We start from the raw sequence: 24762 nt of genomic DNA on the forward strand, positions 1-24762 counted from the left end.
TTTGCTTTTTTACCACACTTTGGCCGAACTCCGTTGCTTTTTCAGGGTAATTGGAAAACTGTGCGGCAATCATCCAGATGAATCGGCGAGATGTATTGCGGGCCCCGATTCCAGGGTGGGAAAACCGGTATTCGAACAGGACAAATGAAATGAAGAAATTTGTCGTGGCTGGACTGCTTGGTCTCGCGGCCCTTTCGGGCTTTGGCCAGACAGTAAACGCCATGCCGCTTTCCGGGCTTTCGGCCCGAACGACAAACGCCGACACGGCAGGCTCGCACAGTCTTCCCGTCGTGAAGGTACAGGCCTCCGAGACCACACGGGTCGGGCAACTTGAAGAACAGATCCGCTCGCTCAACGGGCGTATCGAAGAAATGAGCTTCCAGCTTCTGCAGATGCAGGAGCAGATCCGGAAGTTCCAGGAGGACAACGAGTTCCGCTTCCAGGATCTGGAAAGCGGCAAGGCCTCCCCCAAGAAGAGCGGCGCACTGCAGACGCCGAAGTCCAGCGATCAGGCGTCCGTCACCCCGGGGGTGACGGATAGCCAGACGATGGCGCCTGTCGATCCCGGCACCGGCATGGCCGCATCGGGCACCAATCAGGGCGCACCCGGTGCCGCACCTCCGACGACGCTCGGACAGATTGTCTTTGACGAGAGCGGCAATCCCATTTCGACCACGACTGACGCACAGCCGGGCGCCAATGCCACGCCTCCCGGTGTCGATACCGGCGTGGCACTTCCGGGCAACAGTGGCGGGCTCAACGCCAACCCGGATAGCGAGCAGCAGACGGCAGCGCTCGACAACCCCGGCGACCTCTATCAGTCGGCCTATGGCCACGTGCTTTCCGGCGACTACAGCACCGCCGAGCAGGAATTCCGCGACTATCTCGACGTGTTCCCGCAGGGCGAAAAGGCAGCCGATGCCAGCTTCTGGATGGGCGAGGCGCAGTATTCGCAGGGCAAATACAGCGAAGCCGCCAAGACGTTCCTGAATGCGCACCAGGCGCACGCCAAGTCGCCGAAGGCTCCGGAGATGCTTTTGAAACTCGGCATGTCGCTCGGCGCACTCGACAACAAGGAAACCGCCTGCGCCACCTTGCGCGAGGTGAACAAGCGCTACCCGAAGGCCTCACCGGCCGTGCGCGCAAAGGTGACGAGCGAGCAAAGCCGCTTTGGCTGCTGAGACGCAAGTCAACCTGGCCGTTCTCGAAACGGCGAAACGATTTCTTTCATCCTTCAATCGGCCGGCCCGATTGCTCGTAGCCGTCTCCGGCGGCAGCGATTCCAAAGGACTGCTTCTCGCCCTAAACAGGATGATCGAGGCAACCGGCAATGCCGACCTTTCCCTTGCTGCCTGCACGGTCGATCATGCCCTGAGGCCCGGCTCGGCCGACGAAGCGGAGGCCGTGGCCGGCTTCTGCGCCAGCCTTGGCATCGCGCATGTCACCAAACGCTGGGATGGCCCAAAACCCTCCGCCGGAATTCAGGCCGCCGCGCGCGAAAAGCGCTATCAGCTGCTGGCGAGCGCTGTCGATGATCTTGGCGCCACTTGCATCGTCACCGGACATACGCTCGACGACCAGCGCGAGACGATCCTGATGCGGTCCGAGCGCGGGCAGGGACCCGGCGGCGCAGGAATGGCCGACGAAACGCTCTACGACAGACGCTTCTGGGTGTTGCGCCCGTTCCTCGGCCTGCGTCGCGCCGACATCCGGGCATTTCTTACCGCCGAGGGCGTCGGCTGGTTCGACGATCCGAGCAACGTCAATATGCGTTTCGAGCGGGTGCGAACCCGCGAGCGCCTCGCTGACGCAGATGACGAAGCGGTTGCCACATGGGACGCGGCTTTCCGGGCCCGCTCATCGGTGAGGGCGGCCGCCTGGCTCGAGCTTCACGCTCGCGTTCACGAAAGCTTGGTCGTAAGCGTTGCCGATGCTGCTGTCGCCGGATGTGTCGACGCCGACTGCCGGCGCGCACTTCTGGCGATGGCGACTGTCGTCGGCGGTCGGACGCATCCCTTGGCCGCGGACACGGTCACGCGACTGGTGGCGTTCCTTGAGCGGGGCGAGCCGGGGCGGCTGACCGCTGGGCGGGTGGTGTTCGATAGGCGCGCGACCGGCCTTTACCTCTATCGCGAGGCACGCGATCTGCCGCTTCTGGTGCTGAGGCCCGGCGCGACCGGTATCTGGGATGGCCGCTTTACGGTTGGAAATGTCGGAAATGGCATGGTGCAGATAAGCGCTGCTGGCGATGGCGGCCTGCAACAGGAGAGACTTATTGCCGCAGGACTGCCACCGGGCGTTGCCAAGCGGGCGTCGTTTTCCGCGCCTCATGTTGTATCCACTGACGACAATTGCATCGCGGAAGCCCACATTGAGCCTCGCATTGGCCCCTACGACACCTTTTTGCCAGGTTTCGACCTGATCATGGCAGACATGATTGCCGGATTGTTCGGGCGTCAGCCCTATGTTCGGTCGCCGGTTCACGATCTGTTGACAGAAATGGAACGGTAGTTGGCGGTTTGCCTTGGCAAGGCGCCGCCAGAACCCTATGTTAGGGGCAAGAAAGCGGCCCGGCGAAATGTGCGGGTTGTGACAGGTTCCGGGGAGTTCGATGAACCCTAATTTTCGTAATTTTGCCCTATGGGCAATCATAGCGCTTTTGCTGATCGCGCTGTTTAGCATGTTTCAGCAGCCGACCGAGCGCACCGGCTCGCGCGAGATTCCGTTCTCGCAGTTCCTGAAGGACGTCGATGCGAGCCGCGTCAAGGAAGTCGTGATCACCGGCTCGAAGGTCATCGGCAGCTATTCTGAAAGCGGCGCGACGTTCCAGACCTATGCGCCTTCGGTCGACACCGCGCTCACCGAGCGTCTGGAAGCCAAGGACGTGACGGTGACCGTTCGTCCGGAAACCGACGGTTCCTCCGGGTTCCTGAGCTATATCGGCACGCTGCTGCCGATGCTTTTGATCCTCGGCGTCTGGCTGTTCTTCATGCGCCAGATGCAGGGTGGTTCGCGTGGCGCGATGGGCTTTGGCAAATCCAAGGCCAAGCTCCTGACGGAAGCGCATGGCCGCGTCACTTTTGACGACGTCGCCGGTGTCGACGAAGCCAAGCAGGACCTGGAAGAAATCGTCGAATTCCTGCGCGACCCGCAGAAGTTCCAGCGCCTCGGCGGCCGCATTCCGCGCGGCGTGCTGCTCGTCGGCCCTCCCGGTACCGGTAAGACGCTGCTTGCCCGCTCGGTTGCCGGCGAAGCCAATGTTCCGTTCTTCACCATCTCCGGTTCGGACTTCGTCGAAATGTTCGTCGGCGTCGGCGCAAGCCGTGTGCGCGATATGTTCGAGCAGGCCAAGAAGAATGCGCCCTGCATCATTTTCATCGACGAAATCGACGCGGTCGGTCGCCATCGTGGCGCCGGTCTCGGCGGCGGCAACGATGAACGCGAGCAGACGCTCAACCAGTTGCTGGTCGAGATGGACGGCTTTGAAGCCAACGAAGGCATCATCCTGATTGCGGCGACCAACCGCCCCGACGTTCTCGATCCGGCCCTTCTGCGTCCGGGTCGTTTCGACCGTCAGGTCGTCGTGCCGAACCCCGACATCAACGGTCGCGAGCGCATCCTCAAGGTGCACGTTCGCAACGTGCCGCTGGCGCCGAACGTCGACCTCAAGGTTCTGGCCCGCGGCACGCCCGGCTTCTCCGGCGCCGACCTGATGAACCTCGTCAACGAGGCTGCCCTGATGGCTGCGCGCCGCAACAAGCGCGTCGTCACCATGCTTGAGTTCGAAGACGCCAAGGACAAGATCATGATGGGTGCGGAGCGCCGCTCCTCCGCCATGACCGAAGCGGAAAAGAAGCTGACCGCCTATCACGAAGCCGGTCACGCGATCCTGGCGCTCAACGTTCCCTCGGCCGATCCGCTGCACAAGGCGACGATCATTCCGCGCGGACGGGCGCTGGGCATGGTGATGCAGCTGCCGGAAGGCGACCGCTACTCCATGAGCTACAAGTGGATGGTCTCGCGGCTTGCCATCATGATGGGTGGGCGCGTCGCTGAAGAACTGACCTTCGGCAAGGAGAACATCACCTCCGGCGCATCGTCAGACATCGAGCAGGCGACCAAGCTTGCCCGTGCGATGGTCACACAGTGGGGCTTCTCCGACCAGCTCGGTCAGGTTTCCTATGGCGAGAACCAGCAGGAAATCTTCCTAGGCCATTCTGTCGCCCAGCAGAAGAACGTTTCGGAAGCAACGGCTCAGAAGATCGACAACGAAATCCGTCGTCTGATCGATGAGGCCTATGAAACAGCACGCACGGTCCTGACCGAGAAGAATCACGAGTTTGTGGCACTTGCGGAAGGCCTGCTGGAATACGAAACCCTGACGGGCGAAGAGATCAAGTCGTTGATCCGCGGCGAAAAGCCGGCGCGCGACCTTGGCGACGACACGCCGCCGCATCGCGGCTCCGCCGTGCCTTCGGCCGGGGTCAAGAAAGAGGGCTCGTCGGGCAGCAAGGGCGAAGAGTCCGAAGGTGGCTTCGAGCCGCAGCCGCAATAGCGGCTTTGGTTCAGGCGCTTATCTCAAGAGCCGCCGCGCCGGAGGGTGCGGCGGCTTTTTGTTGCCCCGCACCGAATTGCACTTGGTAACGCGATGTAATGATTTCTGATGCTATCGTCGCTGCCGTTTGCATTGGTTTTGTGTCAAAGAAGAATCGAAATGCTCTCAGCCTTTGCTTCGGTGTCGAAGTGATGGGCGAGCAACGGCAACAGCCGGAATGATATGAGGTCTGGTCGATGAAACCCAGTCGCGGCGCGCGCAGACAGGTGAAGCAGGCAAAGCCGGCATTGACCCAGCAGAACGATGGAGTTCTTATGAAGCGCAAGTATTTCGGCACGGACGGTATCCGCGGTCAGTCCAACATTTTTCCGATGACGCCGGATCTCGCCATGCGGGTCGGCATCGCCGTTGGCACGATCTTCCGAAATGGCGCCCACCGCCACCGGGTGGTGATCGGCAAGGACACGCGTCTTTCCGGCTATATGCTTGAAAACGCCATGGTCGCCGGCTTCACTGCGGCAGGTCTCGACGTGTTTCTGCTCGGACCGATCCCGACGCCCGGCGTTGCCATGCTGACGCGCTCGCTACGCGCGGATATCGGCGTGATGATCTCGGCGTCACACAATCCGTTCCAGGACAATGGCATCAAGCTGTTCGGCCCTGACGGCTACAAGCTCTCCGACGATATCGAAGCCAAGATCGAAGCGCTGCTCGACCAGGATCTGTCGGGACAGCTCGCGAAGGCCGAAGACATCGGCCGCGCCAAGCGCGTCGACGGCGACATTTATCGTTATCTCGAACATGCCAAGCGCACTCTGCCGCGCGACGTCACCCTTCAGGGCCTGCGCATCGCCATCGATTGCGCCAACGGCGCCGCCTACAAGGTGGCACCCCAGGCGCTGTGGGAACTCGGCGCCGAAGTGGTGACGATCGGCACAGAGCCGAACGGGGTGAACATCAACCTCGATTGCGGCTCGACCCACCCGGCAGCGCTTTCCAGAAAAGTGCATGAGGTGCGTGCCGATATCGGCATCGCGCTCGACGGTGACGCCGACCGGGTTCTGATCGTTGACGAAAACGGAACGGTCATCGACGGCGACCAGCTGATGGCTGTGATCGCCGACAGCTGGGCCGAGGACGGCACGCTGCGCGGCGGCGCGATTGCGGCGACGGTCATGTCCAATCTGGGCCTGGAGCGTTACCTCAAGGGTCGTGGCATCGACCTGCATCGCACAAAGGTCGGCGACCGCTATGTCGTCGAGCAGATGCGCCAGGAGGGGTTGAATGTCGGTGGTGAGCAGTCCGGCCACATCGTGCTGTCGGACTTCGGCACGACCGGTGACGGTCTCGTGGCCGCGCTGCAGATCCTTGCGGTGGTCAAGCGCCTCGGCAAGCCGGTGAGCGAGGTTTGCCATCGCTTCGAGCCGGTGCCGCAGGTGCTGAAGAACGTGCGGGTTTCGGCCGGTAAGCCGCTCGAGGACGCAACCGTGCGGCAGGCGATCGCCGATGCCGAAGCCGAGCTTGCCAAGTCCGGCCGCCTGCTGATCCGTCCGTCAGGGACGGAGCCGCTGATCCGGGTGATGGCCGAAGGCGATGACCGCAGCCAGGTCGAGCGGATCGTCGACGGGCTGATCAATGTCATCGGCAGCGCGCGCAACGCTGCCTAAAGCTTTCCAGGAAAAGTGCGCAGCGGTTTTCCGTCAGGAAATGCGTAAAACAAAGAGATAGAGCGTTTCTGCGATTCCATCTAAACCGGAAACGCTCTGAAAGCACACATCCGGCAGTTTCCTCCAGGGCTGGTGAGATTCACCGGCCTTTTCTTTGTCCGCCAAAGAACAACATGCAACAGCTTGGAGTATTAACGTTCGTTAATGCACACGGTAAACTTTTGTAGTTAATCGGAGCTTAACCTTTCCCCCTCATTATCCATAGCCAACGTCAGGATTTGGACGCCATTTTCATGGTGCGCCAAGCAACGAATGTATTGGAGTGGGCCATGAAGAGAATTTTGAGTGGCGTTGTTGCAGTCTTGCTCAGCGGCACAGCAGCTTTTGCTGCCGACATTTACCAACCCCCCGTGGAAGCACCGATCGTCGAGCAGCCGGCTGAAGTGATCCAGACCAGCGGCTGGTATTTGCGTGGCGACGTCGGTTATGCCTGGAACAAACTGCGGGGTGCGCATTTCTACCAGGGGGGGCCGAGCGGCTCCATAACCGACTTCGAATCGGCCGATATCGATGACTCCTGGGTGATTGGCGGCGGTGTCGGTTACCAGTTCAACAACTACCTGCGCACCGACGTCACGCTCGACTACTGGGGCGACGGCGACTTTACCGGCTCGACCTTAGGCGAATGCGGCAGCTTCCCGGGCGAGCCCTGCAGGTCGCGCGATGTAAGCTCGGTTTCCGCCTGGAGCCTGATGGCCAACGCCTATGTCGACATCGGCACCTACGGCGCCTTCACCCCTTATGTCGGCGCCGGTATCGGTGCCACGCACGTCAAGTGGGGCAAGCTGCGCAACACCAGCTGCGTAATCGGGGACCCCAGCAGATGCGACCCGACGACGGAGCACGATGGCGAGAGCAAGTGGCGCTTTACCTACGCGCTCATGGCCGGTACTGCCATCGACCTGACCTGCAATCTCAAGGCAGATGTCGGCTACCGCTTCCGCCAGGTCGATGATGGCAACATGTTCGGCTACGCCAACGGTGGCGGTCCGGGTTCCGACGAGGGCTTCTACATCCATGAGGCGCGCGCCGGTCTGCGTTACTCCTTCGGCAATGTCTGCGAAGTTCCTTACGAACCGCCGCCGGAGCCGATCGTCTACAAGTAAGCGACGCAATACCGAAAATCGCAAAGGCCGCCCTTGGGCGGTCTTTGTCGTCTTGCCCAAAGCTTTGCGCAACTCCTAACGGGCATGGTTAACCGGGAGTTAACCTCCGTCTGCAATAGTTAACGCCGAACAAAGCAGCCGGTGGGTGCAGCCCGTCCGGAGACGGTAATTGCAGCGAAAGGGCATGGGCATGGAATGGCGAAACGGGATCTGCGGAGCCGCGTTCATCGGTCTGTTCCTCTCAGGTCCTGCGCTTGCCGCAGACGAGGCGCTGATCGACGCCCCCGAAATCACGATTGCCCGGGAAGCAACCGGCAGCAGCGGCCTCTATCTGCGTGGTGACATCGGTTACGGCGGCTGGCGCGACGAGGGCGATCCCTCCTACCGCACCTTCGACGCGGGAACCGGCAGCTACAGCAATATTCCCTTCGACGGTGCACGCTTCGGCAAGCCGCTTTCGGGCACGATCGGCCTCGGCTACCAGATCACCGACACCTTCCGCGCTGACCTCACGGCCGATTATTTCGAGGGTCGCTTCGACGGCTCGTCGCTTGGCGCCAACCCCTGCGCCGGGCAGGGGGCGGGCACGTCCTGCGCCTTTTCCACGACGGCAGATTTTTCCGCGCTGGGCCTGATGGCGAACGCCTATGTCGACTTCGGAACCCTGGCCGGCTTCACGCCCTATCTCGGCGCCGGTATCGGCGCGACCAATCTGCGCTGGAATACAGCATTTGCGAGCGAGAGTTGCGTTGCTGGTGGCGGCGCCTGCGCCGGTGCTCCGGCCACAACCTCATTTGACGGTCGCGACAGCTGGCGCTTCACCTATGCGCTGATGGCCGGCGTCTCCTACGATCTGAGCGATCGCCTGAAGCTCGATGTCGGCTACCGCTATTCGCATATCGGCGACGGCGAGATGTTCGGCTTCGGCGCCGAGGCGCTTGCCGGGGCGAGCGGCGCAAAAGGCTTCGACGACGGTCTTTCCCGTCACGAGATCAGAGCGGGCCTGCGGTTCTCGTTCTGGTAACAATCGGTCGGCGGGTATGGTTCTGCCTTTGCTGATCTTGCCCCCGGCGCCATAAATTTTCTCGATTGCGACACAAGTCGCTTGACTTCCTTCCGGACCCGCAATATTTCCGACGGCGGGACACCCTTCCCCAACGAAGGGCTATCTATCTGGAAGGATAGCACATGACGAAGCCTGCCAAGCCGGACACCCGTCCGAACAACACCCATTTTTCTTCTGGCCCTTGCTCGAAGCGCCCCGGTTGGTCGCTCGATGCTCTCTCCGACGCTCCGCTCGGTCGTTCGCACCGCGCCAAGGTCGGCAAGACGAAGCTCAAGCAGGCCATCGATCTTACCCGTGACATTCTTGAAGTGCCGGCCGATTACCGCATCGGCATCGTGCCGGCTTCCGATACCGGCGCCGTCGAAATGGCGCTCTGGTCGATGCTCGGCCAGCGTGGCGTCGACATGGTCGCCTGGGAAAGCTTTGGCGCCGGCTGGGTGACCGACGTTGTCAAGCAGCTGAAGCTCGCCGATGTGCGCAAGTTCGAAGCCGGTTACGGCGAACTTCCCGATCTCTCCAAGATCGATTTCGACCGTGACGTCGTCTTCACCTGGAACGGCACCACTTCGGGCGTCCGCGTTCCGAACGCCGACTTCATTCCGGCCGACCGCAAGGGCCTGACCATTTGCGACGCGACGTCTGCCGCCTTTGCGCAGAACCTCGATTTCGCCAAGCTCGATGTCGTTACCTTCTCCTGGCAGAAGGTTCTCGGCGGCGAGGGTGCACACGGCGTCATCATTCTTTCGCCGCGTGCCGTCGAGCGCCTGCTGACCTACGTTCCGGCCTGGCCGCTGCCGAAGATCTTCCGCATGACTTCCGGCGGCAAGCTGATCGAAGGCATCTTCACCGGCGAGACCATCAACACGCCGTCGATGCTCTGCGTCGAAGACTATATCGACGCGCTCGTCTGGGCTGAGAAGGTTGGCGGGCTCAAGGGTCTGATGGCGCGTGCCGACGCCAATGCCAAGGTGATCTTCGACTTCGTTGCAGCCAACGGCTGGATCGCCAATCTGGCGGTCAAGGACGAGACCCGCTCCAATACGTCGGTCTGCCTGAAGATAGCCGACAAGGACGTCGCAGCACTTGATGCGGACGGACAGGCGGCCTTTGCCAAGGGCGTCGTTGCCCTGCTCGAAAAGGAAGGTGTCGCGTTCGACGTCGGCCATTATCGCGACGCACCTTCCGGTCTCAGAATCTGGGCCGGCGCCACGATCGAGGCATCCGACATGGCAGCGCTGATGCCGTGGCTGACCTGGGCTTTCGAGACCCAGAAGGCGACGCTGTCGCAGGCAGCGGCCTGATCCAAGTGATCCGCTTCGCTCTCGATGGGGAGCGAAGCCCTTGTACCGCATTCCCGTTCAGACCTGATCTTTTCAAGGAGGCCATCATGGCACCTCGCGTTCTCGTATCCGACGAACTGTCGGAAACCGCCGTCCAGATCTTCCGCGACCGCGGCGTCGACGTCGATTTCCAGCCGAAGCTCGGCAAGGACAAGGACAAGCTTGCCGAAATCATCGGCAACTATGACGGCCTTGCCATCCGCTCGGCCACCAAGGCGACCGAGAAGCTGATCGCGGCTGCGACCAACCTCAAGGTCATCGGCCGCGCCGGCATCGGCGTCGACAATGTCGATATCCCGGCGGCCTCGCGCCGCGGTATCATCGTCATGAACACGCCTTTCGGCAATTCGATCACCACCGCCGAACACGCGATAGCGCTGCTTTTTGCCGTTGCTCGCCAGCTTCCGGCCGCCGATACCTCGACGCAGGCCGGCAAGTGGGAGAAGTCCCGCTTCATGGGTGTCGAAATCACCGGCAAGATGCTCGGCGTCATCGGCGCCGGCAACATCGGCTCGATCGTCTGCTCGCGCGCCATCGGCCTCAAGATGCACGTGCTGGCCTATGACCCGTTCCTGTCGAAGGAGCGTGCCGAGGAAATGGGCGTCACCAAGGTCGAGCTCGACGAGCTGCTGGCGCAGGCCGACTTCATCACCCTGCACGTGCCGCTGACGGACAAGACCCGCAGCATCCTGAATGCCGAAGCGCTTGCCAAGACCAAGCCGGGTGTGCGCATCATCAACTGCGCCCGTGGCGGTCTCGTCGACGAGAAGGCGCTGGCCGACGCGATCAAGTCCGGCCATGTCGCCGGCGCCGGCTTCGACGTGTTCGAGGTCGAGCCGGCAACGGAAAGCCCGCTCTTCGGCCTGCCGAACGTCGTCTGCACCCCGCATCTCGGCGCCTCCACCACGGAAGCGCAGGAGAACGTTGCCCTGCAGGTTGCCGAACAGATGTCGGACTATCTCATCAAGGGTGCCGTCTCCAACGCGATCAACATGCCCTCGATCACTGCCGAAGAAGCGCCGATCCTGAAACCCTTCATCCGGCTTGCCGACGTGCTTGGCGCCTTCGTCGGCCAGGTGACCGAAAGCGCGATCAAGGAAATCGAGATCCTTTACGACGGTGCGACCGCGTCGATGAACACCAAGGCGCTGACCAGCGCCGTGCTCGCCGGCCTCATCCGGCCGCAGGTTGCCGACGTCAACATGGTTTCGGCACCGATCATGATCAAGGAAAAGGGCATCATCCTTTCTGAGGTCAAGCGCGACAAGACCGGCGTCTTCGACGGCTACATCAAGTTGACGGTCAAGACCGCCAACCAGACCCGCTCGGTCGCCGGCACGGTGTTCTCCGACGGCAAGCCGCGCTTCATCCAGATCAAGGGCATCAACCTTGACGCGGATGTCGGCAGCCATATGGTCTACATCACCAACACAGACGTTCCGGGGATGATCGGCTTCATCGGCATGACGCTCGGTGATGCCGGCGTCAACATTGCCAACTTCCAGCTCGGGCGCGAGAAGGAAGCCGGCGACGCGATCGCACTGCTCTATGTTGACGGCCCGGTTTCCGAGGTCGTGCTTGACAAGCTGCGCGCCAACGCCGCTATCCGCCAGGCAAAGCCGCTGGTGTTCAACGTCGAATGAGCACCGATGCATCAGCCTTGCCCGCCGGGTGGTGGGCGAGGCTTGCGGGCGCAAACCGGGCATGATTTTCGGGCCGATGCGCTGAGCATGTCGCGCAAAAGTGCGCAGCGGTTTTGCGATAACGACATGCGCAGAAACACGAGCTAAAGCGCAGCAAGCGAATCCTATAGATCGCGATGCGCTTTAGCGAACGGCCTGCTTTGCGACAAACGGCCAAGATTAAACTCGAGAACGACCAGGAACGCATCGGGACAAGCCGGTGCGTTCTTTCGGTTTGAAATGTTGATGACAGCCATGGCAGGACAGACATTCCGCTGGCGCGAAGCCAGCCTTCCCGATCTCGTTTCGGTCTCTGAAATTCAGCTGGTGGTACATGAGGCGTTTCCCGAGGACGGCCACGTGCTTGCCGACCGGCTGGAGTTGAGCCCAGAGGGCTGCTTCATGCTGGAGGTCGGCGGCGTTGCCCAGGGCTATGTGCTGAGCCATCCCTGGGTCAGGCGGGCGCCGCCCTCGCTGAACTCGATGCTGGGAGAGATCCCGGCAGCCGCCGACACCTGGTACATTCACGATCTGGCGCTGTTACCGGAGACGCGCGGATCCGGGGCAGGGGGCAACGTCGTCCCGTTGCTTGCCGATATCGCCCGGTCGGAAGGCTATCGCTCGATGTCGCTGGTCTCGGTCAACGGCTCGCGCGGCTTCTGGGAGCGGCAAGGGTTTTCGGTCCGCATGGACGCGCGGCTTGCAAGCAAGCTTGCAAGCTACGGCGAAGATGCAGTCTACATGGAACGCGCACTCGCCTGAAACAACTACTGCATAATTCCTTAAATCGGAATCGATTTAAGGACGAAATTATGCAGCAACTCAAAGTGTTACAGCGACCTTTGCGCGTCTCAACAGACGCGCGGCGCTGTAAGGCGCCGGCTCGGCCGGCGCCTTAGTCTCGGTTGTGCCCCTATGGAATCAGGCCGCATGACGGGCGGCAGGACGCCACTGCTTTTCCTCGACGGTGAAATGCGCCAGCCGGCCGGCGAGAACGCTGCTTTCCGAGGCGAGCGTCTGGCTGGCAGCCGAGGTCTGCTCCACCATCGCGGCGTTCTGCTGCGTCATCTGATCCATCTGGTTGACGGCGGTGTTGATCTCGCGAAGCCCGACCGACTGTTCGCCGTCAGCAAGTAGATACGTGTCGAAATTCTAATATTTTTCACTGCCTTAGCCCCGGGAAGAAAATCTGGGTCGGACAGAAACATTCATCTGCTAACCAAGCCTTAAAGTGTCTCCCCAGGTCTAGAGATTGCAATACGGGCACTTCACTACGCAGGCGCGCAGGTTGGTATCAGTGCTTCGGCCGACCCTTCTCAGCAATGGCGATGCCGCCGAGAACAAGCAGCAAGGCGATGAAATGGAAGGTATGGAATGTCTCGCCGACCAGCATCACCGACAGCAACGTGCCGAAGACCGGGATGGCATTGATGAAGAGCCCGGCACGGTTGGCGCCGATCATCTCGACGCCGCGCACGTAGAGCACCTGCGACATCAACGACGGGAATATGGCGGCGTAGAGGACGATGATCCAGCCGGTCATGTCAGGAACGATCGCCGTGCCGTTGCCGATTTCCCAGAACAGCAGCGGAACGGCGCTGAGCAGCGCGCCGAAGGCGGGGGCCGCGATGAAGCTCTGCCAATGCATCGCGGGCTTCCAGCGCAGTGCGACGGTATAGGCGGCATAAACGATGCAGGCGGCAATCATCAGGGCGTCGCCGAAATTGAACTCCAACTGCAGCAGGCTGGCGATGTCGCCGTGCGCGGCGGTGATCAGCACGCCGACCAGCGTCACGGTGAAGCCGATCACCTGGGCGATCGAAGCGCGGGTCCGAAACAGCATGAAGTTGAACAGGAAGATCAGCATCGGAATGCCGGCCTGCAGGATGACGGCGTTGATCGCGCTCGTATATTTCAGCGCGGAATAGAGCAGGGCGTTGAAGGTGGTGAAGCCGATCGCCCCATAGGCGAGCAGCTGCAGCCAATGCTGCTTGATCTTCTCCCAGTCGCGACGGATCTGCGGCGTCATCAGCACGAGGATGACGAGGAGCGCAAACACCCAGCGAAGGGTCGTCAACATCATCGGACTGACATGCCCGACGGCCATTTTTCCGGCCACGGAATTGCCGCCCCAGAAGAGTGCTGTGACGCAGAGATAGAAATAGGCCCTGGAATTCACGATGCTGCAACCTGCTGGGATGACGGGGATCGATTGCCGAAAGGGCGGGAGAGACGCCAGATATAGGCGCTAAATCCAGCGCTTGTCATGCAAAAAGGGCGGAACGCCCGTCATAACGGGGTCGCTTTCCCGGAGACAACACAGTATAGATGCGCGGGTTTTGAGAACAGCGCAACCCTACTTGCGCCCGTCAACAGGAAGAGAATTATGACGAATGTCGTGGTGGTCGGATCCCAGTGGGGTGATGAAGGCAAAGGCAAGATTGTAGATTGGCTCTCGGAACGCGCGGATATCGTCGTGCGCTTTCAGGGCGGTCACAACGCCGGCCATACCCTGGTGATCGACGGCGTCAGCTACAAGCTGTCGCTGCTTCCGTCCGGCGTCGTGCGTCCCGGCAAGCTCGCCGTCATCGGCAACGGCGTCGTCATCGACCCGCATGCGTTGATCGCCGAGATCGACAAGCTCGGCAAGCAGGGCGTCACGATTACCCCGGAGAACCTGCGCGTTGCCGACAACGCCACGCTCATTCTCTCGCTGCACCGCGAACTCGACGGCATCCGCGAAGACGCCGCCTCCAACAGCGGCACCAAGATCGGCACCACCCGCCGCGGCATCGGCCCGGCCTATGAAGACAAGGTCGGTCGCCGTGCGATCCGCGTGATGGACCTTGCCGATCTCGAAACCCTGCCGGCCAAGGTCGATCGCCTGCTGACGCACCACAACGCGCTGCGTCGCGGCCTCGGCGAGCCGGAGATCAGCCATGATGCGATCATGCTCGAACTGTCTTCGGTTGCCGACAAGGTCCTGCCGTTCATGGACACCGTTTGGGTGCTGCTCGACAAGGCCCGGCGCAAGGGCGCCCGCATCCTGTTCGAAGGCGCACAGGGCACGTTGCTCGATATCGACCACGGCACCTATCCGTTCGTCACCTCGTCCAACACCGTTGCCGGCCAGGCAGCGGCCGGTTCGGGCATGGGCCCGGGCTCGCTCGGCTACATCCTCGGCATCACCAAGGCCTACACGACGCGCGTCGGCGAGGGACCGTTCCCGACCGAGCTGCATGACGAGATCGGTCAGTTCCTCGGCGAACGCGGCCACGAGTTCGGCACGGTCACCGGGCGCAAGCGCCGTTGCGGCTGGTTCGATGCTGCGCTCGTCCGCCAGTCGGTTGCCGCCAACGGCATCACCGGCATCGCATTGACCAAGCTCGACGTCCTCGATGGCCTCGATGAACTGAAGATCTGCGTCGGATATACTCTCGACGGACAGCAGATCGACCATCTTCCGGCAAGCCAGGCGCAGCAAGCTTCGGCAAAGCCAGTCTATATTACACTCGAAGGCTGGAAGGAATCGACTGTCGGCGCACGCAGCTGGGCAGATCTTCCGGCACAGGCGATCAAGTATGTTCGCCAGGTCGAAGAACTCATCGGCGCACCCGTGGCTCTTCTTTCGACCAGCCCGGAGCGGGACGACACGATACTTGTGACGGACCCCTTTGAGGACTAGTGTCGGCGGACTGACATTGCGTCGTGATCGCAAACACATGCCTGAGCGTATGAGAAAGTTCTGATGGCGGATTTTGTTGCAGTTATTCGCAGGACCGTTGACGGCCTGTCGGAAAACACACCTGAAATGCGGGATAAGGTCTACGAGAAGGCGCGCGCCGCCGTGCGTCGCCAGCTCGAGAACATGAATCCGCGTCCGTCGGATGATATGATCAATCGTCAGTTGGCGAAGCTCGAAAACGCGATCGGGGAGGTCGACAGCGAATATGCTGAGGCCCTCCCGGCGATCGACCGGGTCGAGCCAGAGGCTGAGGTTGTGGAAACGGCCGAGCCGGTGGCGGCGGAACCGGTGGAAGCTGTCGAGGCGCCTGTCGAACAGGTCGAGGCCGAGAGCGAGCCGGCGACGGCCGCTGCCGAACAGCCGGCGCCGGAAGCCGTCAGCGATGCCGAGCCCCTGCCGGTCGAAGCACCGGCCGAATATGCCGAGGTAGCAGCCGAACAGGTCGAAGTCGCCGAGGAGCAGCCCGTGACGACCTGGGAGCCGCCCGTCGAGGACGAGCTGCCGGTCGCTGCTGAGGTGCACGACGAGGAAATCGTCGCGGCCGCCGAGCCTGCGGCTGAAGATAGCTATGACCATGCTCCGGTTGCCCCGGCAATCGAGCCTGAACCCGAGCCGGTTGAGGAAGTGACGTGGGATGCGCCCGCTGCCGAACCTGCCGCGGAAACGCCGGCGCGCTCGGAATGGGAACTGCCTGACTGGGAAGACACGAAGTCCGCTCCTGCGCCTGCCGCGCTGGATGCAAGACCGGCCGACGTGGTTGACGATGCCGGCACGCCTGAGCTTCTGGGCATGCATCCGGTCGAGGAAAAGCCTGTAGAAATCGAACCGGCGGCGCCGAAGGCGGATGCCAGCCGTTCGTGGTCGTTCGACGACGACGATCCCTTTGCCTCGATTACCGAACGTCCGGCGCAAAAGGCCAGCGACGCCGAAATTTCCGATTGGTCATGGCCGGTCGAAAAGACATCGCCGGCGCCAGCCGCGGGCTCGGCCGAGACCGCAAGCCAACAGGAGCGTGCGGGTACGGCCTGGGATCACATCGACGATCTTCTCGGTCTTGAAGGCGGTGCGACCACGGCGGCGGGAGCCGCAATGGGCAAAGATGCCGATCGCGGCATCGAGATGCCAGCAGCCGCCCCTTCGCGCCCCACGTCTTACCGCACGACGCCGAAGCCTTCGCGCTTCAGCATCAAGCGCTTGGCCGTTGCCGCAGGCCTGCTGCTCGCGCTCGGTGGCGGAGGCTTTGCCTACTGGCAGAACCGGGAAGCGAGCAATGCCTGGATCTCCGGCGTGGTGGCATCGATAACATCAGCTGTTTCCAGCTCGGGCGAGACACCCGCTGAACAAAGCACGCCTCCGGCGCAAACCGGCGAGACCGCCGTGCAACAACCCGGCGCGCATGACGACACGGCTGTCCCGGACGACACGTCGACGAAATTTACCCAGCGCCTGCTTGCCGATGGCTCGGAAACGGATGCCGGCCCGGCCGTCGTGAACGGTGAAAGCGCCGCGCAGGAAGGCAAGTCCGTCGCACCGCAGACCGAGGCCGGAAAGCCGCAGGAAAATGTTGCCGGCACGCCCGGTGCCGAAGCCGGAACGCCCGCCGCAGGCCAGCAGCCCGGCGCACAGCCGGCGCAGCCGGATGTGGCTGTTGCCAACGGCGAGAAGATGTTCCTCTACGAGGAGCGGCTCGGCCAATCCTCTCCGACGGCCATTCCGGGAACGGTCGCCTGGTCGGTCAAGGAGGAGTCTCCGGGGGGCGACGCCAAGCCGGAACCGGCAATCCAGGCTCAGATCACCGTCCCGGATCGCGGGCTGACGGCTCTGATGACGATCAAGCGTAATGCGGATCCGTCCCTGCCGGCGAGCCACGTGATCGAGTTCGTGTTCTCGCTGCCGCAGAACTTCGAGGGCGGGGCCATCGACGGCGTGCAGCGTGTTTCGATGAAGCGGACGGAGCAGGATCGCGGCGATGCGCTGATCGCAGTGCCCGCCAAGATCACCGACGACTTCCACATGATCGCGCTCAACGACCTTGCCGAAGCGGTCGGCAGCAACACCGAGCTGCTGCGCAGCCGCGGCTGGATCGATATCCCGCTGACATACCGGAATGGCCGTCGTGCACTGCTGACGCTCGAAAAGGGCCAGAGCGGCAACGAGGCTTTCAGCCAGGCTATGCGCGCCTGGGGATCGTCAGGCAACACGGCGGCGACCGGGCAGTAACGCCGGACAGGTCGAACGGAAGGCAACAAAAAACCCGGCGAGAACCTCGCCGGGTTTTTCGTGTCGATTCTATCAGTCCTGGATTACGCGCCTTCAACGACGCGCAAGGCTTGGGCGCGCTCCAGCGCCGCCTTGCGGACAGCGTCCTGAACCTTTTCAAAGGCCCTGACTTCGATCTGGCGCACCCGCTCGCGGCTGATATCGAACTCGGTCGACAGGTCTTCGAGCGTCAACGGATCCTCGGTGAGGCGACGCGCCTCGAAGATGCGGCGTTCACGATCGTTGAGCACCTTCATCGCGTTTGCCAGCAAGGCCTTGCGGCTGTCGAGTTCGTCCTGCTCGATCAGGATCTGTTCCTGGTTGTCGTGGTCGTCGACGAGCCAATCCTGCCATTGTCCGGATTCGCCTTCGCTTGCCTTGATCGGGGCGTTCAGCGAAGCATCGCCGGACAGGCGACGGTTCATCGAGATGACTTCGTCCTCGCTGACCTTCAGCGTCGTGGCGATTTCCTTGACATGTTCGGGCTTCAGGTCGCCTTCGTCGAGCGCCTGGATCTTGCCCTTGAGGCGACGCAGGTTGAAGAACAGCCGCTTCTGGTTGGCAGTGGTGCCCATCTTTACCAGCGACCAGGAGCGCAGGATGTATTCCTGGATGGCAGCCTTGATCCACCACATCGCGTAGGTCGCGAGGCGGAAGCCGCGATCAGGCTCGAACTTCTTGACGGCCTGCATCAGGCCGACGTTGCCCTCAGACACGACTTCGCCGATCGGCAGGCCATAGCCGCGATAGCCCATCGCGATCTTGGCGACGAGGCGCAGGTGGCTGGTGACGAGCTTGTGAGCGGCGTTGCGGTCATCGTGCTCCTGATACCGCTTGGCGAGCATGTACTCTTCCTGCGGCTCGAGCATGGGAAATTTGCGGATTTCGTCGAGATAGCGATTGAGGCCGCCTTCACCAGCGGCAATGGACGGCAAATTGTTTCGGGCCATGAAGCACCCCCTCTATAGTCTCCGGCCTCCGGGCGGCAGGCCGGGCATGTGGGTCTTCGTCAAGACCCCACGAGGCTACAAAATAAGTACGGCGAAAGCATGATTCAAGGAGTCCGGTTTCACTAACATGTGACGCCGGAGGCGAGACAGATCACGAATAGAGGCGCATCTAAGATTGGAATCGCCCGGTCGAATTTCAAGGGGAGCGTTACGCTCCACCCCGCAGGGCCTCGACCAGGGCTTCCATGTCTTCAGGCATCGGGGCCTCGAAGTGCATGATCTCGCCGGTCGAGGGATGCTCGAACTGCAGCATGAAGGCGTGCAGGGCCTGTCGATGAAACTGATTGACCACCGACTTTGCCGCCTCCGGCAGGAGATTGGCCTTGGTGCGGAAGGCTGCGCCATATTCCGGGTCGCCGATCAGCGGGTGGCCGATATGGGCCATATGCACACGGATCTGGTGGGTGCGTCCGGTCTCGAGGTGGCATTCGACTGTTGATGCCAGGCTGGTGCCGTCGGGCTTTTCCAGATAGCGCTCGACAACCTCGTAATGGGTGATCGCCTCGCGGGCGTCGTCGCTGTCCTCGCGCTTCACCGCGCGCTTGGTGCGGTCCCCCGCTCGGCCGAGAGGGGCGTCGATGGTCCCCTTCAACTGGCGCGGCCGTCCCCAGACGACGGCCCGGTAGGCGCGCTCGAGCGGGCCGGTGCGGCCGTGATCGGCAAACTGGTCCGACAGATGGCGATGGGCGGCGTCGTTCTTGGCGACGACCATGACCCCGCTCGTTTCCTTGTCGAGGCGATGGACGATGCCGGGCCGCTTGACGCCGCCGATGCCCGAGAGGCTGTTGCCGCAATGGTGAATGAGTGCGTTGACGAGCGTGCCCGTCCAGTTGCCGGCGCCGGGATGGACGACGAGGCCGGCCGGCTTGCACAGGACGATGAGATGGTCGTCCTCATAGAGCACGTCGAGCGGGATGTCCTCGCCCTTTGGCTCCGGATCTTCCGGCTCGGGCAGGTCGATCTCGAAATGGTCGCCTGGCTGGACCTTCTTCTTCGGTTCCGTCACCGGCTTGCCGTTGATCGAAACGGCACCCTGCTCGATCAGGCTCTTGATCCGGTTGCGGGAAAATTCGCCCGAAAGCGCCTCGGTCAGGAAGGAATCGAGCCGCCCTGCGGCGTCCTCGCCCGCCGTCAGGACTTTCCTATTGGCTGCTGCTTGTTTAAAGGGGTCGTTCATTCCGTTTTTAAATCCGATAAAAGGCCAGCCATGACCGCGACCGCGCCCGATGACCAGGAAGACAAGCCGCTAGACCCGGCGATGGAGAATGTACGCCGCAAGATGGTGCGGCTGCAGCTCGTCTCGGCAGGCGTGATGTTGGTCATGCTTATGGCTGTCCTCGGAACGATTGTCTACAAGCTGACCCGCACGGACGAAAACGCGCAGGCGCAATCCGCAGCCATCGCCGTTCCGAGCGAGGCGCCGGTCAATGCGGTCGCAGCCCTCCCTGCCGGCTTCACGGTGACCAACGTCGCGCTGTCGGGCTCGCAGGTGCTTTTCTACGGCAATCTGCCCGGCGCCGAGCCGCGTGCCATCGTCTTCGACATCGGTGCTGGCCGCATCGTTGCCGACATCACCGTCAGGACGAACTGACGGTATGGCCCCAAGCGCCTCGCCACTGATCCGCATCGATGATCCGGCAGATCCGCGCATCGCCGGGTTCGTGTCGATCAAGGAACGGGACCTGACGGGCCGGCAGGGCCGCTTCATCGCCGAAGGCACGGTGGTGCTACGCATGCTGGCGGCGGCGCATCACTCCGGCCGCGGGCTTGGGGCCGAGGCCATCCTGCTTCTTGAAAGCCGCGTGGCCGGCATCGAGGACATTCTGGCGGGATTTCCCGCGGATGTGCCCGTCTATGTCGCGGCGGCACCGGTGTTCGATGCGATTGCCGGCTTCAACATGCACCGTGGCGTGCTGGCGCTCGGGCGGCGCGACGGCATTGCCGGCCGGGACGTGCTTCTCGCCTCGCTGCCGGCTTCAAGCCTGGTTCTCGCCGCCTGCGGCATCTCCAATCACGACAATATGGGCTCGCTGTTTCGCAATGCGGCCGCCTTCGGCGTCGACGCGGTGCTGATGGACGAGACGAGCTGCGATCCGATGTACCGCAAGGCGATCCGCGTTTCCGTCGGCTCGGTGCTGACTGTGCCGTTTGCGCGCGAGGGGTCGGCGGCGTCGCTGATCGAACGGCTGCAGGACGAGGGATTTGCTATCTGGGGTCTCTCGCCGGCCGGCGAAACCGATATCGGCGGTATACCGCCGGCCATGCGCACCGCCTTGCTCGTCGGGACGGAAGGGGAGGGGCTGCCGCCGGCCATCCTGAAATCCGTCCGCACCGCGCGCATTCGCCAGCGGCCGGGGCTCGACAGCCTCAATGTCTCGATGGCAGCCGGGATCGCGCTGCATCAGGTTGCCTTGATCAACGGCCGGATCTGAGCCGCGCGGAACGCACGTATAAGGCGTGTCGCTATCGCAAAACCGCTGCACACTTTTGCACGACATGCTTTATTCTCGCGACAGGATTTCCTTTGCCCGCTTTGCCAGGCTCCTGCGGCCTGCCGCGTCGTTCGTTTCGTCACCCGCGAGCAGGCTGAGGATCGGCGAGGCCGCACCTTCGCGCGTTGCCGTCAGCGCCACCATGCCGGCTGCAATTTCGGCCACTTCCTCGCGCAAGGCATCGTCATGGGCGGCGGTCCTGGAATTGGTCAGGCGTTCCGACAGGGCGGTTGCGCGGTTCTTGAGTTCGTCGGAAAGGGCGACAGTTTCCCGCCGCGTCGCGACCGGTTGCTCGGTGAGCTGCGCAGGGCGGGCGGCAGCGCCCTCCGGCGGCTCGTTGCCGCTCGTGCGACGGTCCTTGCGTGCGGGGAAGGCGACACCCGCCGCCCGCAGGGCCCTGGCTGCATCCCGCATGTCCTGATTCACGTCTTTCACCTTGGTCTTCAGTCGTTCGATTTCATCGGCGCGTCGCTCGAGCGCGCTTTCGCGATCAGCACCCGCGGCCAGTTCCCGTGCAAGCTTGTCTTCCAGCCGCTGCAGGCGGCTCTCGTCCCGTGCGAGGAGCAGCGCCATCTCCTTGGCGTGGGCGCTTTCCACCTTCAGATCCACGCGCAGCGCCTCGCGCTCGTCGCGCAGGCCCGCAATGCGGCTCTTGAGGTTTTCCACCTCGGTCTCGCGTGCTGCAAGGTCGAGCCGCAGATTGTCGATATCCGTGGCATGCTGCGCCAGTTGATTGGTGAGCGTCTGGATATTCTCGGTCTTGCCGACATTGTCGCGCTCGACACTTTCGAGCGATGCCTTCATGCGCTCCAGCCGCTGATCGAACTGGCGGATCGCCGAACGCATGTCGGCGGCCTCGACGTTCATGTCGGCAAGCTGGGCGTGAAGGTCGGCGTTCTCGCCACTCAGGCGGCGGGCCTCCTGCAGCGTCTTTTCGTTGGTGAGCATCAGCGAGACGCCCTTGTCGCGCTCGCGCTTCAGGGCTTGAAGCGTGCGGGCGTTCTCGGCGGCATAGGTGGCGCGGGCGGCATCTTTCTGCGCCCGCACTTCCTGGGGGCTGAGCGGCATGGTCGCCTTCAGGCGGTCCTCGGCAAAGCGCACGATGCGGCGGTGAATGGCCGGCGCGACGAGAAGGCCGATGATGATCGCCGTCAGGAAGCCCAGGGCAAAGAGGAGCGAGAATTCAATCACGAGCTGGCCGTTTCAAAGCTGGACCGGAAGCAAACGCCCCGCCCGACTGTCACAGTCAGGGCAAGGCGCTTCATATTACTTCCCTGCACTAAACATGACGTTTCGTGCGCTGCAAGTATTTGAGGCGGGATTTCGCGCAAGCGCCGCCGCCATTAAGGTCAGAAGGGGTTCCAGGTCGGATTCTGCGTCATCTTGAGATAGCCGACATTGACGCCGAGCCGGGCGCCGATGCCGGTGCGGATCGGAACGACGACGATCTGTTCGTCGGTCAGCACCGTCATGCCGACGCCGGCCACGACATAGGCCGAACCGGAAACACCACCAAACCGCTTGTAGAGCGACGGCACGCTCGGCAGGTTGTAGACCAGCATCATGGTGCGGCTGCCTTGGCCGCCCCAGTCGATGCCGAGCGACGGGCCTTGCCAGAAGACATCGTGCTGGCCAGCATTCTTGGTGTTGAGTTCGCCTTCGCCGTAGGTCAGGCCGGCGATAAAGGCGCCGGAGCCTTCCTGGCCGAGAATGTAGCCGTTCGGCAGGCCATAGCGCTCAAAGGCGCGCTCCACCACCTTGGCGAGACCGCCGGAGGTTTCACCGAAGAAACCGTGACCGGCATCGACGATCTCCTGCATCGAATACTGGCTGTTGTTTGCCTGCTGGGCCTGGGCGGCGGATATGGCGCCCGCCATCAGGAACATCGTCGCCAGGATAGCGCGGCCAGCCGTCGTGGCCGCCTTCATGATCTGCTGCATCGTTTCCTCCGTCAGGCGCGAAAATCACTCGCTTGCGGGTTTGCTGTGGCCGGCATCGCCTGTGATGGCGCGGCCAGCGGGGGTCTGGACCATTTCCCTGCAATTTGAACCGATGGTCTTAACAATCGGTTTACCAAATGTGGTGTCATTATGATCCACTGATGAACGGCTGCGCCGGGCAGCCCATGGCTTGCGTCTGTGCGCCTGAGGCATTACCGGCTCTGCTCGAGCGCGTGCCTCATGTCCGCATGCCGATGGAACCGAACAAGGAAAGACGATGGCAACGAATCCGAACCTGACATTGACGGGACCCGATCTGGCCGCGCTTCTGTGCAGCCGGGTTTGCCACGACGTTATCTCGCCGGTCGGCGCCATCAACAATGGCCTGGAGCTTCTCGACGAGGGCGGTGCCGATGCCGACGCCATGGACCTCATCCGCACCAGCGCGCTCAATGCGTCGGTCCGCCTGAAGTTCGCGCGTCTCGCCTTCGGCGCATCCGGCTCGGTCGGCGCATCGATCGACACCGGCGAAGCGGAAAAGGCGGCCAAGGATTTTGCTGCGGCCGAGAAGAAGACCGAGGTCAACTGGCACGGGCCGCGCGCCATCATCGCCAAGAACCGGGTCAAGCTGCTCCTGAACCTCTTCCTCATCGCCTATGGCGCGATCCCGCGCGGCGGCGTCATCGACATCACGCTCGAAAATCCCGAGCTCGATGCGGTGTTCACGCTGGTCTGCAAGGGCCGGATGATGCGCGTGCCGCCGCGGCTGGTCGAACTTCTGTCCGGCACGCCGGAAGAAGCGGTCGATGCACACTCGATCCAACCCTACTACACGGTGCTGCTCGGCGAAGAAGCCGGCATGACGATCGACGTGGTTTCCACCGGCGAAGAGATCATCTTCACCGCGTGCATGACGCCGGCTGAAGCTTAAGGTCGGCACGACTTTATTCTGTTTTGATACAGGTCCGGCGCGGCGTGACAATGGCCCCCGCGCCGGACATTCGTGTGCCCGCAGTTTGATCGCCTGCTTTTCCCAGTTTCTGGACCGCTCTCTGAAAAATTAATGTTTTCAGCACGTTAAAAGCTGCCGGAAAGGCTGTGGTAAGGATGATCCGTAACGAAATCTTTGCCAAATTTGTATAGGGTTGTTTCAAGCGTGCGACTACGCGCGTAGGTAAGTCATGAAGGAGTTGGACATGCGGCGCTTGATGATTGCCGACGGCTCGGATGTCGTCCGGAAGGTTGGGAAACGTATCCTGTCCGGGATGGGCTTCCTTGTCTACGAAGCGCCGAGCGGGCTCGAGGCGCTGGTGCGCTGTGAAGCCGAGCTGCCGAACATTCTCGTCGTCGATGCCGGTTTGGACGGCGCTCTCGATCTCATCGCCAATATCAGGCGGCTGCCGAACGGTGCATCGGTGCGCATCTACTATTGCGTCGTCGAGGCGGACCTGAAGAAGATGATGGCGGGCAAGCGCGCCGGCGCCGATGACTTCCTGCTGAAGCCCTTCGATCGTAAGATCCTGACAAGCGTCTTTGCCAGCCAGTCGATGGCGGCCTGACGCCGAGCGCAACCTGCATCGGATCTGAACGAGCCGCGGCAATTGCTGCGGCTTTTTGCTGTCCCGCCTTCGCGCTCTTGCGTGGCGCCAGCGACCAGGGCCGAGGGCAGGTGGGTGTCGCCACTTCCGCCACGTGTCGCTGCCGCCGTCTGCCCGATAAGGATCCGGTAGCGCCACGAAGCATCTGATACAGCGCCGCGCGTCAAATATGACGCGCTAAGGACGCTGTAACGCATTAAACCTGCTGCATAATTTTCTCCTTAAATCGATTCCGATTTAAG

At 62.3% G+C, this 24762-nt stretch carries 20 protein-coding genes and 1 pseudogene; 15 read left to right on the forward strand and 6 right to left on the reverse strand.

The window, feature by feature from the left end:
- Positions 1 to 149 precede the first annotated feature (149 nt).
- From ybgF to BC360_RS05440, 9 genes are all read left to right on the forward strand, one after another.
- Complete coding sequence (ybgF, locus tag BC360_RS05400; RefSeq protein ID WP_065794540.1) at positions 150 to 1181, forward strand: tol-pal system protein YbgF; 1032 nt, start codon at positions 150 to 152, stop codon at positions 1179 to 1181.
- Complete coding sequence (tilS, locus tag BC360_RS05405; protein WP_139109924.1) at positions 1171 to 2511, forward strand: tRNA lysidine(34) synthetase TilS; 1341 nt, start codon at positions 1171 to 1173, stop codon at positions 2509 to 2511. Before ybgF ends, tilS begins: the two co-directional genes overlap by 11 nt.
- Positions 2512 to 2611: 100 nt before the next feature.
- Positions 2612 to 4555, forward strand: a complete 1944-nt coding sequence (gene ftsH, locus BC360_RS05410) for an ATP-dependent zinc metalloprotease FtsH (protein WP_065780903.1) — start codon at positions 2612 to 2614, stop codon at positions 4553 to 4555.
- 314 nt (positions 4556 to 4869) lie between these two features.
- Positions 4870 to 6222, forward strand: coding sequence for a phosphoglucosamine mutase (glmM, locus tag BC360_RS05415; RefSeq protein ID WP_065794541.1), 1353 nt, complete (start codon positions 4870 to 4872; stop codon positions 6220 to 6222).
- Positions 6223 to 6551: 329 nt separating this feature from the next.
- Positions 6552 to 7388, forward strand: a complete 837-nt coding sequence (locus BC360_RS05420; RefSeq protein WP_083222451.1) for an outer membrane protein — start codon at positions 6552 to 6554, stop codon at positions 7386 to 7388.
- A gap of 190 nt (positions 7389 to 7578) precedes the next feature.
- Positions 7579 to 8412, forward strand: a complete 834-nt coding sequence (locus tag BC360_RS05425; RefSeq protein ID WP_065794582.1) for an outer membrane protein — start codon at positions 7579 to 7581, stop codon at positions 8410 to 8412.
- A 164-nt stretch (positions 8413 to 8576) separates the two neighbouring features.
- Complete coding sequence (locus BC360_RS05430; RefSeq protein WP_065780901.1) at positions 8577 to 9755, forward strand: phosphoserine transaminase; 1179 nt, start codon at positions 8577 to 8579, stop codon at positions 9753 to 9755.
- 86 nt (positions 9756 to 9841) lie between these two features.
- Positions 9842 to 11437 (forward strand): phosphoglycerate dehydrogenase, encoded by a 1596-nt coding sequence (serA, locus tag BC360_RS05435; RefSeq protein WP_065780900.1) that lies wholly within the window; start codon positions 9842 to 9844, stop codon positions 11435 to 11437.
- Positions 11438 to 11731: 294 nt separating this feature from the next.
- Positions 11732 to 12238 carry a GNAT family N-acetyltransferase gene (locus tag BC360_RS05440; protein WP_065793322.1) on the forward strand — a complete coding sequence of 169 codons (507 nt, stop codon included), beginning with the start codon at positions 11732 to 11734 and terminating at the stop codon, positions 12236 to 12238.
- A gap of 159 nt (positions 12239 to 12397) precedes the next feature.
- On the opposite strand, the pseudogene BC360_RS30565 reads toward BC360_RS05440, so the two are convergent.
- A pseudogene (locus tag BC360_RS30565) lies at positions 12398 to 12598 on the reverse strand (chemotaxis protein); the annotation flags it as partial.
- Positions 12599 to 12770: 172 nt separating this feature from the next.
- The gene (locus BC360_RS05450; RefSeq protein WP_065780897.1) at positions 12771 to 13655 is read right to left on the reverse strand and encodes a DMT family transporter; all 885 of its coding nucleotides are present in this window, start codon (positions 13653 to 13655) and stop codon (positions 12771 to 12773) included.
- A 207-nt stretch (positions 13656 to 13862) separates the two neighbouring features.
- Here BC360_RS05450 and BC360_RS05455 point away from each other — a divergent pair, with 207 nt between their 5' ends.
- Both BC360_RS05455 and BC360_RS05460 read left to right on the forward strand, forming a co-directional pair.
- Positions 13863 to 15161 carry an adenylosuccinate synthase gene (locus tag BC360_RS05455; RefSeq protein ID WP_065780896.1) on the forward strand — a complete coding sequence of 433 codons (1299 nt, stop codon included), beginning with the start codon at positions 13863 to 13865 and terminating at the stop codon, positions 15159 to 15161.
- A gap of 63 nt (positions 15162 to 15224) precedes the next feature.
- On the forward strand, positions 15225 to 17441 hold the full coding sequence (locus tag BC360_RS05460; RefSeq protein ID WP_065780895.1) for a hypothetical protein: 2217 nt from the start codon (positions 15225 to 15227) through the stop codon (positions 17439 to 17441).
- Between the two features lie 83 nt (positions 17442 to 17524).
- Here the strand turns inward: BC360_RS05460 and rpoH are convergent, their stop codons facing one another.
- Together rpoH and BC360_RS05470 are read right to left on the reverse strand one after the other, a co-directional pair.
- The gene (rpoH, locus tag BC360_RS05465; RefSeq protein ID WP_065780894.1) at positions 17525 to 18430 is read right to left on the reverse strand and encodes an RNA polymerase sigma factor RpoH; all 906 of its coding nucleotides are present in this window, start codon (positions 18428 to 18430) and stop codon (positions 17525 to 17527) included.
- 208 nt (positions 18431 to 18638) lie between these two features.
- A complete protein-coding gene (locus BC360_RS05470; protein ID WP_065794542.1) occupies positions 18639 to 19667 on the reverse strand; it encodes an RluA family pseudouridine synthase in 1029 nt (342 codons plus the stop codon).
- 30 nt (positions 19668 to 19697) lie between these two features.
- Between BC360_RS05470 and BC360_RS05475 the strand changes: the two genes are divergently transcribed.
- Positions 19698 to 20081 (forward strand): hypothetical protein, encoded by a 384-nt coding sequence (locus tag BC360_RS05475; protein WP_065780892.1) that lies wholly within the window; start codon positions 19698 to 19700, stop codon positions 20079 to 20081.
- Positions 20082 to 20085: 4 nt separating this feature from the next.
- Positions 20086 to 20922, forward strand: a complete 837-nt coding sequence (locus BC360_RS05480; RefSeq protein ID WP_065794543.1) for a TrmH family RNA methyltransferase — start codon at positions 20086 to 20088, stop codon at positions 20920 to 20922.
- 69 nt (positions 20923 to 20991) lie between these two features.
- Here the strand turns inward: BC360_RS05480 and BC360_RS05485 are convergent, their stop codons facing one another.
- Together BC360_RS05485 and BC360_RS05490 are read right to left on the reverse strand one after the other, a co-directional pair.
- Positions 20992 to 22173 (reverse strand): hypothetical protein, encoded by a 1182-nt coding sequence (locus tag BC360_RS05485; RefSeq protein ID WP_065794544.1) that lies wholly within the window; start codon positions 22171 to 22173, stop codon positions 20992 to 20994.
- A gap of 158 nt (positions 22174 to 22331) precedes the next feature.
- A complete protein-coding gene (locus tag BC360_RS05490; RefSeq protein WP_083222452.1) occupies positions 22332 to 22922 on the reverse strand; it encodes a DUF1134 domain-containing protein in 591 nt (196 codons plus the stop codon).
- Positions 22923 to 23199: 277 nt separating this feature from the next.
- Here BC360_RS05490 and chpT point away from each other — a divergent pair, with 277 nt between their 5' ends.
- Complete coding sequence (chpT, locus tag BC360_RS05495) at positions 23200 to 23853, forward strand: histidine phosphotransferase ChpT (protein WP_065794545.1); 654 nt, start codon at positions 23200 to 23202, stop codon at positions 23851 to 23853.
- A gap of 265 nt (positions 23854 to 24118) precedes the next feature.
- The gene (locus BC360_RS05500; RefSeq protein ID WP_065780888.1) at positions 24119 to 24481 is read left to right on the forward strand and encodes a response regulator; all 363 of its coding nucleotides are present in this window, start codon (positions 24119 to 24121) and stop codon (positions 24479 to 24481) included.
- Positions 24482 to 24762 lie beyond the last annotated feature (281 nt).

It is taken from the genome of Ensifer sp. LC163, assembly GCF_001695855.1.
Classification (GTDB): domain Bacteria; phylum Pseudomonadota; class Alphaproteobacteria; order Rhizobiales; family Rhizobiaceae; genus Ensifer.

Bases quoted from the DNA above. Each gene is read 5' to 3' on its own strand.
- BC360_RS05500 (WP_065780888.1), top strand. From the start codon at position 24,119: ATGCGGCGCTTGATGATTGCCGACGGCTCGGATGTCGTCCGGAAGGTT.
- BC360_RS05430 (WP_065780901.1), top strand. From the start codon at position 8,577: ATGACGAAGCCTGCCAAGCCGGACACCCGTCCGAACAACACCCATTTT.
- BC360_RS05460 (WP_065780895.1), top strand. From the start codon at position 15,225: ATGGCGGATTTTGTTGCAGTTATTCGCAGGACCGTTGACGGCCTGTCG.
- BC360_RS05455 (WP_065780896.1), top strand. From the start codon at position 13,863: ATGACGAATGTCGTGGTGGTCGGATCCCAGTGGGGTGATGAAGGCAAA.
- BC360_RS05475 (WP_065780892.1), top strand. From the start codon at position 19,698: ATGACCGCGACCGCGCCCGATGACCAGGAAGACAAGCCGCTAGACCCG.
- BC360_RS05490 (WP_083222452.1), bottom strand. From the start codon at position 22,922: ATGCAGCAGATCATGAAGGCGGCCACGACGGCTGGCCGCGCTATCCTG.
- BC360_RS05425 (WP_065794582.1), top strand. From the start codon at position 7,579: ATGGAATGGCGAAACGGGATCTGCGGAGCCGCGTTCATCGGTCTGTTC.
- rpoH (WP_065780894.1), bottom strand. From the start codon at position 18,430: ATGGCCCGAAACAATTTGCCGTCCATTGCCGCTGGTGAAGGCGGCCTC.
- BC360_RS05440 (WP_065793322.1), top strand. From the start codon at position 11,732: ATGGCAGGACAGACATTCCGCTGGCGCGAAGCCAGCCTTCCCGATCTC.
- ftsH (WP_065780903.1), top strand. From the start codon at position 2,612: ATGAACCCTAATTTTCGTAATTTTGCCCTATGGGCAATCATAGCGCTT.
- BC360_RS05480 (WP_065794543.1), top strand. From the start codon at position 20,086: ATGGCCCCAAGCGCCTCGCCACTGATCCGCATCGATGATCCGGCAGAT.
- glmM (WP_065794541.1), top strand. From the start codon at position 4,870: ATGAAGCGCAAGTATTTCGGCACGGACGGTATCCGCGGTCAGTCCAAC.
- BC360_RS05420 (WP_083222451.1), top strand. From the start codon at position 6,552: ATGAAGAGAATTTTGAGTGGCGTTGTTGCAGTCTTGCTCAGCGGCACA.
- BC360_RS05470 (WP_065794542.1), bottom strand. From the start codon at position 19,667: ATGAACGACCCCTTTAAACAAGCAGCAGCCAATAGGAAAGTCCTGACG.
- ybgF (WP_065794540.1), top strand. From the start codon at position 150: ATGAAGAAATTTGTCGTGGCTGGACTGCTTGGTCTCGCGGCCCTTTCG.
- serA (WP_065780900.1), top strand. From the start codon at position 9,842: ATGGCACCTCGCGTTCTCGTATCCGACGAACTGTCGGAAACCGCCGTC.
- chpT (WP_065794545.1), top strand. From the start codon at position 23,200: ATGGCAACGAATCCGAACCTGACATTGACGGGACCCGATCTGGCCGCG.